The 11,190-nt window shown below is 70.1% G+C and carries 10 protein-coding genes and 1 pseudogene; 9 read left to right on the forward strand and 2 right to left on the reverse strand.

Annotated elements, in window-relative coordinates; all coding sequences use genetic code 11:
• Positions 1-1,648, forward strand: a 1,648-nt coding sequence (locus D183_RS0117110; RefSeq protein WP_017910074.1) for a sigma-54-dependent Fis family transcriptional regulator, incomplete at its 5' end; no start/stop codon positions are given.
• A gap of 341 nt (positions 1,649-1,989) precedes the next feature.
• A complete protein-coding gene (locus tag D183_RS0117115) occupies positions 1,990-2,754 on the forward strand; it encodes an SDR family oxidoreductase (protein ID WP_017910075.1) in 765 nt (254 codons plus the stop codon).
• 122 nt (positions 2,755-2,876) lie between these two features.
• On the opposite strand, the gene D183_RS0117120 is transcribed toward D183_RS0117115, so the two are convergent.
• The gene (locus tag D183_RS0117120) at positions 2,877-3,296 is read right to left on the reverse strand and encodes a hypothetical protein (RefSeq protein ID WP_017910076.1); all 420 of its coding nucleotides are present in this window, start codon (positions 3,294-3,296) and stop codon (positions 2,877-2,879) included.
• A gap of 424 nt (positions 3,297-3,720) precedes the next feature.
• Positions 3,721-5,847, reverse strand: coding sequence for a TonB-dependent receptor family protein (locus D183_RS0117125; protein WP_198527676.1), 2,127 nt, complete (start codon positions 5,845-5,847; stop codon positions 3,721-3,723).
• 130 nt (positions 5,848-5,977) lie between these two features.
• Between D183_RS0117125 and D183_RS0117130 the strand changes: the two genes are divergently transcribed.
• From D183_RS0117130 to D183_RS0117160, 7 genes and pseudogenes are all read left to right on the forward strand, one after another.
• A complete protein-coding gene (locus tag D183_RS0117130; RefSeq protein ID WP_026144580.1) occupies positions 5,978-7,180 on the forward strand; it encodes an amino acid aminotransferase in 1,203 nt (400 codons plus the stop codon).
• A gap of 169 nt (positions 7,181-7,349) precedes the next feature.
• Positions 7,350-8,366 (forward strand): class 1 fructose-bisphosphatase, encoded by a 1,017-nt coding sequence (locus D183_RS0117135; RefSeq protein WP_017910079.1) that lies wholly within the window; start codon positions 7,350-7,352, stop codon positions 8,364-8,366.
• Between the two features lie 252 nt (positions 8,367-8,618).
• On the forward strand, positions 8,619-8,942 hold the full coding sequence (locus tag D183_RS0117140) for a hypothetical protein (protein ID WP_017910080.1): 324 nt from the start codon (positions 8,619-8,621) through the stop codon (positions 8,940-8,942).
• A gap of 81 nt (positions 8,943-9,023) precedes the next feature.
• Positions 9,024-9,452, forward strand: coding sequence for a hypothetical protein (locus D183_RS25095; RefSeq protein WP_232757300.1), 429 nt, complete (start codon positions 9,024-9,026; stop codon positions 9,450-9,452).
• A gap of 278 nt (positions 9,453-9,730) precedes the next feature.
• Positions 9,731-10,003: a hypothetical protein gene (locus D183_RS0117150; RefSeq protein ID WP_017910082.1), complete on the forward strand. Its 273-nt coding sequence runs from the start codon at positions 9,731-9,733 to the stop codon at positions 10,001-10,003.
• 169 nt (positions 10,004-10,172) lie between these two features.
• Positions 10,173-10,784 carry a flavodoxin family protein gene (locus tag D183_RS0117155; protein ID WP_017910083.1) on the forward strand — a complete coding sequence of 204 codons (612 nt, stop codon included), beginning with the start codon at positions 10,173-10,175 and terminating at the stop codon, positions 10,782-10,784.
• An 84-nt stretch (positions 10,785-10,868) separates the two neighbouring features.
• Positions 10,869-11,190: pseudogene (locus D183_RS0117160) on the forward strand (2OG-Fe(II) oxygenase); the annotation flags it as partial.

Raw genomic sequence — 11,190 nt, forward strand, 5'->3', positions numbered from 1 at the left:
CGCCGCGGCCACCGGCAGCATCGTGCTGCTCACCGACGAGGCCGGCTGGATCCTCGACGCCGAAGGCAGCCCGCGCTTCCTCGACAAGGCGGGCAGGGTGGCGCTGATGCCCGGCGCATGCTGGAGCGAACCCCAGGTCGGCACCAACGCCATCGGCACCGCCATCGTCGAAAGCCGTTCGGTGGAAGTGCGCGGTGGCGAACACTACTTCGCCCCGCACCAGATCCTCAGTTGCGCGGCGGTGCCGATCTTCGATCCGTACGGCGCCCTAGCCGGCGTGCTCGACATCTCCGGCGACGCCAGCGTGCAGCACATGCATGCGCTGGCACTGGCGCGGATGGCGGTGGCCAACATCGAACACCGCTATTTCGACGACGGCATTCCCGGCTGCGAACTGCTGCGCGTGCACCACGACCCGGCGCTGCTCGGCACGGCGCGCGAAGCGCTGCTGGCGTTCCGCAACGGCCGCCTGGTGGCCGCCAACCAGGCCGGGTTGCGGCTGTTCGGGCTGGAGCGCCACGAACTCGGCCGCGCGCCCTACGAAGCGCTGTTCGAAGAGCCGCTGTCGCGGCTGCGCCAGCAGGGCAGCGTGTTCGACCTGCAGGGGCGGGCGCTGCACGGACGCATCGACAGCCCGGCCGACGATCGTCCGCGGCGACGCCCGCAGCAGGCGCCGATCACCATAACCGCGTCATCGCGGCCTTCGGCGGCGGCGGCGTCCGACGCGCCGCTGTTCGACGCGGCGCAGGAACTGGCGCTGGAACGCGCGCGGCGCGTGCTCGATGCGCAACTGCCGGTGCTGGTGCAGGGCGAGACCGGCACCGGCAAGGAAGTGTTCGCGCGCGAATTGCACCGGCGCAGCGCCCGCGCCGGGCGCCCGTTCGTGGCGGTCAACTGCGCGGCGCTGCCCGAGGGACTGATCGAAGCGGAACTGTTCGGCTACGAGGATGGCGCCTTCACCGGCGCGCGCAAGCACGGCAACCCGGGCCTGCTGCGCCAGGCCGACGGCGGCGTGCTGTTCCTGGACGAGATCGGCGACATGCCGCTGGCCTTGCAGCCGCGGCTGCTGCGCGTGCTGCAGGAACGCGAACTGCTGCCGCTGGGCGGCGGCAAGCCGGTGAAGCTGGATTTCGCCCTGGTCTGCGCCACCCACCGCGACCTGGACGCGGCGATGGCCGAGCAGCGCTTCCGGCCCGATCTGTACTACCGCATCGCCCACCACTGCGTGCAGATTCCGGCACTGCGTGCGCATCCGGACCGACGCGCGCTCGTCGCCGAGCTGTGGGCGCGGCTTGGCCAGGGCAGGCGCCTGACCGAGGCCGCTCTGGCGACGCTGAGCGCCTACGCGTGGCCGGGCAATCTGCGCCAGCTGGTGGCGTGCCTGCGCATCCTGGTGGCGTTGAGCGAAGCGGATGCGCTGGTCGATATCGACGCCTTGCCGGCCTATCTGCCCGGCGTGCGCGCGGGAGAGCAGGGCAGCAACGGCGGCACCGCGATGCCGTTGCCCGATGCCGACCTCGACAGTCTCGCGCTCGGCGCCATGCGCCAGGCCCTGGATGCCTGCAACGGCAACGTCTCGCAGGCCGCACGCCGGCTCGGCATCAGCCGCAGCACGCTGTACCGACGGCTGCAGTTGGGGACGCACTGACGCGGCATATCGCCGGCTGCGCCTTACGCGGTCGTCGACGTCGCACGTCCCGTAGGAGCGGCTGCAGCCGCGACACGGCGTTATCGGTCATGTCAGTCGCGGCTGACGCTGCTCCTACAGCGCAGCGCGGTTTCCACCGAACCGCAGCAACGCGCGCGGCTGGAGCGCCCTTTCGCCGCGACAGCCCTGCCACAGAACCCTCATCGGTTGGAAACCGCTCTCGCATCCATGACCTCTTTCTGACCGAACACATCGCCCACGACTGCCGCGTCCGAACACGGCGAGCAGCGCGCGGTGCTGCCGGCGATGCTCCAGGCTCCTTCGCAACCATGGAGCTTCACATGCAACGCTTGCACGGCAAGATCGCGCTCATCACCGGCGCCAGTTCCGGCATCGGCCACGCCGCCGCACACCTGTTCGCGCGCAAAGGCGCCTGCGTAGTGCTGGGCGCGCGCCGCGGTGCGCTGCTGCAGACGCTCGCCGCGGAGATCGAGGACGCCGGCGGCCAGGCCGCGTGGCTGGCCGGCGACGTCCGCGAGGAGGCCTATGCGCAGGCGTTGGTGGCGCTGGCGAACACGCGCTTCGGCGGGCTGGACATCGGCTTCAACAACGCCGGCACCCTCGGCACGCTGGTGCCGACCACGCAGCTGCAGGCGCAGGCCTGGCGCGACGCGCTCGATACCAATCTCAGCGGCGCATTCTTCGGCGCCAAGCATCAGATTCCGGCGATGCTGGCACGCGGCGGCGGGTCGCTGATCTTCACCTCGACCTTCGTCGGCCACACCGTCGGCTTCCCGTGCACCGCCGCCTATGCCGCCAGCAAGGCCGGCCTGATCGGCCTGACCCAGGCGCTGGCAGCAGAGTTCGGACCGCAGGCGATCCGGGTCAACGCCTTGCTGCCGGGCGGCACGCACACGCCGATGGCGGAGGCGATGAACGGCACGGCGGAAGCGCTGGCGCAGGTCGCGCAGCTGCATGCGCTCAAACGCCTGGCGCAGCCGGACGAACTGGCACGGGCCGCGCTGTTCCTGGCCTCGGACGAAGCCGCGTTCGTGACCGGCAGCGCGATGCTGGTCGACGGCGGGGTATCGATCATGCGCAGTTGACGCGGACGGCGGTCGCGATGTCGCTGCGCCCGCACGCTGCGTGGCGCGGCACACGCTCGCCACCGCGGGCAATGCCCTGCCGCTGCCGACGTCGCGACAGCAGCGGCCGGGCATGCGATCGCTCAGTCGTAGCTGTTGTTCATGCACGGTGAGCTGACCGGCGTCAGCACACTGAAGCTGCTGGCGTACAGCGCGATGATGCAGGTCCCCGGCGCATCGCTCTGCACGTAGTTGCATTGCTTGCTGTTGCGGCTACGCGAGCTGCCGTCGCTCATCTGGAACGACAGGTTCCAGTAGTCGTTGGAGCCGGTCTGCGCCCGCAGCGGCACGGAGGCGATCGTACCGCCCGGCGGCAGCGACGCCGAAGCGGCCGGATCCATGTAGTTGCCGCAGGTGTGCTTGACGCTGACGTTGTTGATCGTCTGGCCGGTGCAATTGACCACCGTGAAGGTGCCTTGGTACGGCGTGGCGCTGACGCCTTCCGCCAGCGCGGGTTTGCTCTTGGTGCCGGCGTTGTCGCGGCTGTCGTCGGATGTGCTCATGGTGCGTCTCCTGGAGAGGCGTGGCGGTCTGCGGGGGTGGCATTACGCTAGCGCCGCCGCGAAGAACGCCGCCAGCGTCCGCCGCCGGTTCGCGTAGACAGGTGCAGTGCGTTTGGTAGACGACTTGCATGCGCGGCGCAGCGCGTAGACGCGCGGCACCTGGCGTTCGCTCATGCCAGGCGCGGCATCGCCTCCGATGCTTCACACGCGGCTGCCAGACGCCTTCTCCCGCAGTGCCGCTATCGCGTTCGCCTCGCGCTGCATCTGCGCCTCGCACTTGCTGTCGTTCGACAGCTGCAGATGCTGATGAACGCATCGACCGTCATCGGCGAACAGCTGCGGCAGGCCATCGCCGAGTGGTCGCCAGAACCAAGCAGGTGCGCAGCCGCGCGCGAAGCCTAGCCAGACCGGCGGGCGTTCGCGGCTAGTGCGGCAAGTCCCACTGCAAGCCGACCGTGTAGCTGCGGTCGGGGCCCGGCTCGTAGTAACGGCCGTTGCCGTCGTTGACGATGACCGAGCCGATGTAGCGGCGATCGAACGCGTTGTCGATGCGCGCGAAGGTGCGCAGGGTGCCGTGCGCGGTGGTCCAGCGCCGCGCCGCTTCCAGGTTGAGCAGGGCGTAGCCGGGCGCGGCCTCGCTGGCCAGGTCGTTGACCACGGTGTCGCCGGCGGCCACGCCCTCCACCGCGAATTGCCAGGCGCGCGGCTGCCACTGCCAGCGCGCGAACAGTTGCTGCTGCGGCACGCCGGGCAGGCGCGTGCCGGCGGCCACCACCGCGGTCGGCGTCGCGCAGCCGCTGCTGGCGCAGGTCAGGTAGGCCTGGCGCACCGTCGCCTGCAGCCAGGTGTAGGCCATCTGCAGTTGCGCGCTGGCGCCCAGCGGCAGGGTCAGGCTGGTCTCGGCGCCCTGGCGGCGGGTGCGGCCGATGTTGCGATAGGTGCTGCGGCCGTTGGTGTTGCTGGCCACCGCCAGCTCGTCCTCGGTGGTGGCGCGGAACAGCGCCGCGTCCCAACGGGCGCCGGCGGCGTTGCGCCACTTCGCGCCCAGTTCCAGGTTCTGGCTGCGCGCGGCGTCCAGGTCCAGCGCCAGGCCGGCGCCGCCGTCGCGGCGGTAGCCCAGCTCGTTGAAGGTCGGGGTCTCGAACCCGCGCCCGGCCGAGGCGTAGAGCCGCAGGTCGTCGGTGACGCGGAACACCAGCCCGGCCACCGGCGTGGTCGCGGCATAGTCGGTGCGGCCGCTGTCGTCGGGATTGCGGCCGACGATGTAGGCGTCGTTCGAGCGGAACCGCACCTGGCTGTGGCGCAGCCCGGCCAGCAGCGACCAGCGCTCGGCGAACTGCCACCAGGCCTGGGCGAACTGGTCCACGTTCTCCACCCGGTCCTGCTGGTCGCGGCGCAGCCGGCCCTTCACCCCGAGCGTGCTGCCGACGAAGTTCTCGTAGCCGGTGCGGTGCTGTTGCTGGCGGTCGGCATTGGCGCCGACGGTGAACTGGAACGGGCGGCCGCCCAGTTCGCCCTGCCAGGCCCAGCGCGCGTCGAGGCCGCCGTAGTCGCCGTCCAGGTCGATCACGCCGCCGGCATTGAGCGGGTTGCTCTGCGCGCCCACCGGGACCGAGAGGTATTGGGTGACGTCGCGGCGCCCGGCGTAGCCCATCAGCCGCCAGGTCTGCTGGTCCACCTGCTGGGTGAAGATCGCGCCGGCCTGCACCTGGCGGGCGGACTTGCGGGTGTCGAACTGGCCGGCGGCGGCGGTGGCCTGGCGCGGGTCGGCGGCGACCTGGGCGCGGCTCAGGCCCAGCGGATCCTGCGCATCGGGCGCCTCCAGCGCGTTGAGCAGCAGGTCCAGGCGCCGCCCGGGCGCCAGGTCGATGCCGATCTTGGCGTTGAAGGTGGTGCGCTGGGCGTGGCTATGGTCGCGGTAGCCGTCGGTGCTGAAATGGGTGGCCGCCAGGTTGTAGTGGACGTCCCCCTGCTGGCCCAGCGCCTGCGCGCTGAGGGCGGCGGTGCCGTGGCTGCCGATCGCGCTGCGCAGCCGCCACGGATCGTCCGGCTGGCCGTCGGCGCTCCACAGCTGCACCACGCCGCCGGAAGAGTTGCCGTACAGCGCCGAGAACGGCCCGCGCAGCACCTCGACGCGCTCGCTGCCGAACAGGTTGAAGTTGGACAGCTGGCCCTGGCCGTCCGGCATCGTCGCCGGGATGCCGTCCAGCAGCAGGCGCACCCCGCGCACGCCGAACGCCGAGCGCGCGCCGAAGCCGCGGATCGACAGCTGGGTGTCCTGCGCATAGTTCTGGCGATCGCGCGCGAGCAGGCCGGGCACCCCGACCAGCGCCTCGGACGCCTGCACGCCGAGGCGGTCGCTGTCGCCCAGGCCGGTCGTGGTCAGCGACGCCGGCAGGTCGAAATCGGCCACGCCGCCGACGCGGGCGGCCTGGACCTGGAGCACTGGCAAGGTGGTGGCCGGATCCTCGCCGGGAGCGGCGTGGACCAGGGACGACAGCGCCAGGACGCAGGCCCCGCAGAGCAGGGCGGAGGGCAGGGAAGATGACATGGCCCATCATCGCCCAACTGCCGCCCGGCCGCACCCGGCCAAGCGCGGCAGCGTTTGTTAGGATGAGGTGTTTGACCGCGCCGGCTCCGGTCCTTCCGGCCCCCACCTCCGCCACCGAACGAGTACCGCCGTGTCCTTCTTTGCAAACGTGGAACAGGTCCCAGGCGACCCGATCCTGGGCCTGACCGAGGCCTACAACGCCGACTCCCGCCCGACCAAGGTCAACCTGGGCGTGGGCATCTACTACGACGAAAACGGCCGCATCCCGCTGCTGCGCGCGGTGCAGCAGATCGAACAGCAACTGGCGCAGGACGCCAGGCCGCGCGGCTACCTGCCGATCGACGGCCTGCCCGCCTACGACCTGGCCACGCAGAAGCTGCTGTTCGGCGCCGAGTCGCCGCTGCTGGCCGCCGGCCGCGTCGCCACCTCGCAGACCATCGGCGGCAGCGGTGCGCTGCGGGTGGGCGCGGACCTGCTGAAGAAGCTGCTGTCCACCTCGACCATCGCCATCAGCAACCCGAGCTGGGAGAACCACCGCGCCGTGTTCGGTGCCGCCGGCTTCGACGTGGTCGAGTACACCTATTTCGATCCGGCCAGCCACGGCCTGAATTTCGACGGCATGCTCGCCGACCTGCGCCAGCTCGCCCCCGGCAGCGTGGTGCTGCTGCACGCGTGCTGCCACAACCCGACCGGCGCCGACCTGAGCCAGGCGCAGTGGCGCACCGTGGCCGAGCTGCTGAAGGAACGCAACCTGTTCCCGTTCGTGGACATCGCCTACCAGGGCTTCGACAAGGGCATCGACGCCGACGCCTACGCGGTGCGCCTGCTGGCCGAGGTCGGCATCGACAACTACGTGGTCGCCAGTTCCTACTCCAAGTCGTTCTCGCTGTACGGCGAGCGCGTCGGCGCGCTGTCGGTGGTCTCGGCCAACGCCGCCGAGAGCAAGGCGGTGCAGTCGCAGGTCAAGCGCATCATCCGCACCATCTACTCCAGCCCGTCCACGCACGGCGCCGCGCTGGTCGCCGGGGTGCTCAACAGCCCGGAACTGCGCGCGATGTGGGAGCAGGAACTGACCGAGATGCGCGAGCGCATCCACGCCCTGCGCGCCGGCATGGTGCAGAAGCTGGCCGCCCTGGGCGCGCCGGAGTTCGGCTTCATCCAGCAGCAGGCCGGCATGTTCTCCTACTCGGGCCTGAGCAAGGCGCAGGTGGACCGGCTGCGCGAGGAGTTCGGCATCTACGCGGTCGGCACAGGCCGCATCTGCGTGGCTGCGCTGAGCCAGAAGAACCTGGACTACGTGACCCAGGCCGTGGCGACCGTGCACAAGGGCTGAGCCCTGCGGTCCCGCACCGAGCCGGAAGCGCCTGCGCTTCCGGCTTTTTTGCGCCTGCTTGGGGGCCGTGTCGGCCCGCGCCGGCATGGTCGCGGAACACCGTTGATCGAAATCTGCGGCGCAACCCGCGACAATGGCGGCCCCCTTCTCACGCAAGGCCGTCCTGCCCATGTCGCGAACGTCGCTGACCCGCTTCCTGATCGAAGAACAGCATGCCGGGCGTATCGGCCCGGAGCTGCGCCAGCTCATCACGATCGTGTCCCGCGCCTGCAAGCGCATCTCCATCGCGGTCAGCAAGGGCGCCCTGGGCGGCGTGCTCGGCGATGCCGGCACCGGCAACGTGCAGGGCGAAGCGCAGAAGAAGCTGGACGTGCTCAGCAACGACATCCTGCTCGAAGCCAACGCCTGGGGCGGCCACCTCGCCGCCTGCGCTTCGGAAGAGATGGACCACTGCCAGCCGGTGCCCGACAAATACCCCAGCGGCGATTTCCTGCTGCTGTTCGATCCGCTGGACGGCAGCTCCAACATCGACGTCAACGTCTCGGTCGGCACCATCTTCTCGGTGCTGCGCGCGCCCCCAGGCACCGACAAGCCCGGCGACGAGCACTTCCTGCAGCCGGGCACCGCGCAGGTCGCCGCCGGCTACTGCATCTACGGCCCCAGCACGATGCTGGTGCTGACCCTGGGCCACGGCACCCACGCCTTCACCCTGGAGCGCGAGGAGGGCAGCTTCCTGCTGACCCAGGCCGACATGCGCATCCCCGAGGACACCGCCGAGTTCGCGATCAACATGTCCAACCAGCGCCACTGGGAAGCGCCGATGCAGCAGTACGTGGCCGACCTGCTGGCCGGCAGCGAGGGCGTGCGCGGCAAGAACTTCAACATGCGCTGGATCGCCAGCATGGTCGCCGACGTGCACCGCATCCTCACCCGCGGCGGCATCTTCATCTATCCCTGGGACAAGAAAGACCCGGGCAAGGCCGGCAAGCTGCGGCTGATGTACGAAGCCAACCCGATGGGCATGCTGGTGGAGCAGGCCGGCGGCGCCGCCAGCACCGGCCGCGCACGCATCCTCGGCCTGCAACCGGAGCAACTGCACCAGCGCGTGCCGGTGTTCCTGGGCTCGAAGAACGAAGTGGCCGAGGCGGTGCGGTATCACCTGGAGCACGACAGCCACCACGGCTGAGCGTGGTGGCGCGGCAGCCGCGCGTCCGGGGGCTCTGGACGATGGCGGCTGTCGCCAGCGCTGTCGTATCCTCGGTGCAGCATCGCCGGCATGGTCGCGGTGGGTGCAAGGGGAGGCCGCTACAGGCGGCACATTGCGATTGGGGGGATCGTCCTGTAGCGGCGCAGTCGCTTCGGGGCGGTCTTGGCTCGACGATGTGCGCTCACTGCCGCAACGCCGATGGCGGTAGAAAACTCAAACAGGGGAAATGCAATGAAACATGTCTTCGGGCTGTTGCTGCTGCTCGTCTCGGGTGTGGCCTGTGCCGACACCACGCAGCAGGGGAAGATCACCCGCGTCGTGGTCGAATCCAACTACGCTTCGGTCTGGCTGGAGAACCAGCCGACCAACAACGAGTGCGCGTCCGATGGACGCTGGGTGATCGATTTTTCCGCGGACGCCATCGCCAAGGAAAAGTATTCGGCCATTCTCTCCGCCGCCACGTCCAGGACCCAGGTCGTGCTGCAGTACACGACCAGCGAGGGCTGTGGCGGTTTCGGCGCGAAGAAGATCCACTACGTCGATCTGCTGTACTGATCCCCGACGCTTGCCGCGTCCCTGGCCGGGCGCGCGGCGATGCGGCAGGATGCGCCGATCAAGACGAACAGGGAGGTTCCGATGCGCTGGTGCCTGATGCTGGTGGCGATGATGTCGAGCGGAGCGCTGTCGGCCGCCGAACCCTTTCGCATGCAGAACCTCATGCTGCTGCAGCCGGAATCGGTGATGCGCGATCGCGCCGAGAGCGTCGAAGACCTGGCGGCATATGTGAAAGCGCTCAATGCCACGGCGTCGCGCGAACTGGTGCGGGTCGCCACACCCCGACCGGCCGCCGGCTTCGTGGCCGTGGCGGTCCGTCCTGGCGGCCGGTCCCGGGTCTGGCTGGATGTGACACCTGCACTGCCCGATGCGGTGGCAAACACGCTGATCACCGCTCTGGAGCGGGTACCGCCATTCCAGGCCAAGGGCGGTGTGGTGGTGTTCGCGCTCAACGTCACGTTGTGGGACGCGCCGCCGACACAGCGCCAAGGTCCATCGCCAGCGGCCTGACAGCGTGCTGCGGAACGCGAACAGTCGCCGATCGAAATCGGCGACCTGGTCGATCGGGTCTGGCCAGCGAGTGCGGCGCACTGAGGCGTGGGAGCGGCACTCGTCATGACGCACGACCGTGCGTCCGCTGCGACACCGCTCCTTCACGCCGCTGGCGACGTGCCGGCGGTTGCCTGACGCCCTGGCTGCGGTAGGGTAGCGGCGTCCGGCGCCAGCAGAGCGCGTTGACCGCCGGCGGTCGTCGCGTGCACCTGGTCGTCCCGGGCGGGAGGAACCCCATGAACCAGACCCTCGTCGTGTTGTTCTTCTTCGCCACCGCACCGGTCGCGCTGATGCCCACCGTCATCGCGCTGTTCACCCGCCACCGCTGGCGGCGGCGGATCGTGCTGGTCAACCTGGCGCTGTGGACGCTGCTGTTCTTCGCCGCCCGCAGCTTCACCCTGTACAACTCCAGCCGCTTCGAGCTGCCGACCCTGCTGGCGCTGGCGGTGTGGCTGGCGCTGCTGGGCATCGCGATCCGCGGCACGCCCGGGTCATCCAAGCGCTCCTAGCCATCGACAACGCCTGCACGCCTGGTCGGTGCGCGATGGGCGATCGCGGCGGCGGACCGCGCTCGGTGCACGTTTGCGGTGCCGCAGCGCTCACGACCCTTGCACGCCATCGCGACGTCAGGCCCATCGCGCTCGATCCACAGTGGCGTTTTACTGACGGAGTCGGACCATGTCCCTGCGCGCCTTCGGCCTGAACTGCTCGCTCAAGCGCGGCACTGCGCCCTCGTCCACCCAGCGCCTGCTGGATCAGATCCTGCAGGCACTGGCTGCGCACGGCGTGCAGGGCGATTCGGCGCGTGTGGCCGACTTCGACGTGCGCCCCGGCGTACGTGCCGACGAAGGCGACGGCGATGCCTGGCCGCAGCTGCGCCAGCGCGTGCTGGACGCAGACATCGTCGTGCTGGCCACACCGATCTGGGTCGGCCATCCGTCGAGCCTGGCGCAGCGCGTCCTGGAGCGCATGGATGCGTTCCTCGGCGAAATCGGCGACGACGGCGTGTATCCGACCTTCAACCGCGTGGCCATGGTCGCGGTGGTGGGCAACGAGGATGGCGCGCACAAGGTCAGTGCCGATCTCTACCAGGGGCTGACCGACTTCGGTTTCAGCGTCGCCGCCGGCAGCCCGCCGTACTGGGTCGGCGAGGCGATGGGCAGCACCGACTACCAGGACCTGAAGCAGACGCCGAAGGTGCTGGCCGACACCATCAAGACCGCCGCCAGCAACGCCGCGCACCTGGCGCGGCTGCTCAAGGCCAATCCGTACCCGCCGCCGCTGGCCTGAGCGTTCCGCCGCGTCGAAGCGCCAGTGGCACGGAGCGGCTGCGCTGCGGCTGCAACCCTGCGAAATCGCTGGTAAGGTCGCGCGATGTCCGACCTGCATCCCGATTTCATCGAAGTGTTCGATGGCGCCATGTCCCGCGAGGACTGCGCCGCCATCCTGCGCCGCCTGCGCGGCAGCACCCAGTTGCGGCCCGGCGAGGTCGGCAGCGGCGTGTTTCCCGAGCTCAAGCGCAGCCGCGACCTGCGCATCAGCGGCCTGGAACCGTGGCGCGACGTGGAACAGCGGCTGCAGCAGGCCGTGTTCGGCGGGCTGCTCGGCTACCTGCGCAAGTACCCGCAGACCCTGATCTCGCCGCTGATGCTGCAGGTGCCCGGCGCCGACGGCCAGCCGCACCGGCTCCGCGCCG

Source organism: Xanthomonas sp. SHU 199, assembly GCF_000364665.1.
Taxonomy (GTDB): Bacteria; Pseudomonadota; Gammaproteobacteria; order Xanthomonadales; family Xanthomonadaceae; genus Xanthomonas_A; species Xanthomonas_A sontii.

Bases quoted from the DNA above. Each gene is read 5' to 3' on its own strand.
- D183_RS0117115 (WP_017910075.1), top strand. From the start codon at position 1,990: ATGCAACGCTTGCACGGCAAGATCGCGCTCATCACCGGCGCCAGTTCC.
- D183_RS0117120 (WP_017910076.1), bottom strand. From the start codon at position 3,296: ATGAGCACATCCGACGACAGCCGCGACAACGCCGGCACCAAGAGCAAA.
- D183_RS0117125 (WP_198527676.1), bottom strand. From the start codon at position 5,847: ATGTCATCTTCCCTGCCCTCCGCCCTGCTCTGCGGGGCCTGCGTCCTG.
- D183_RS0117135 (WP_017910079.1), top strand. From the start codon at position 7,350: ATGTCGCGAACGTCGCTGACCCGCTTCCTGATCGAAGAACAGCATGCC.
- D183_RS0117140 (WP_017910080.1), top strand. From the start codon at position 8,619: ATGAAACATGTCTTCGGGCTGTTGCTGCTGCTCGTCTCGGGTGTGGCC.
- D183_RS25095 (WP_232757300.1), top strand. From the start codon at position 9,024: ATGCGCTGGTGCCTGATGCTGGTGGCGATGATGTCGAGCGGAGCGCTG.
- D183_RS0117150 (WP_017910082.1), top strand. From the start codon at position 9,731: ATGAACCAGACCCTCGTCGTGTTGTTCTTCTTCGCCACCGCACCGGTC.
- D183_RS0117155 (WP_017910083.1), top strand. From the start codon at position 10,173: ATGTCCCTGCGCGCCTTCGGCCTGAACTGCTCGCTCAAGCGCGGCACT.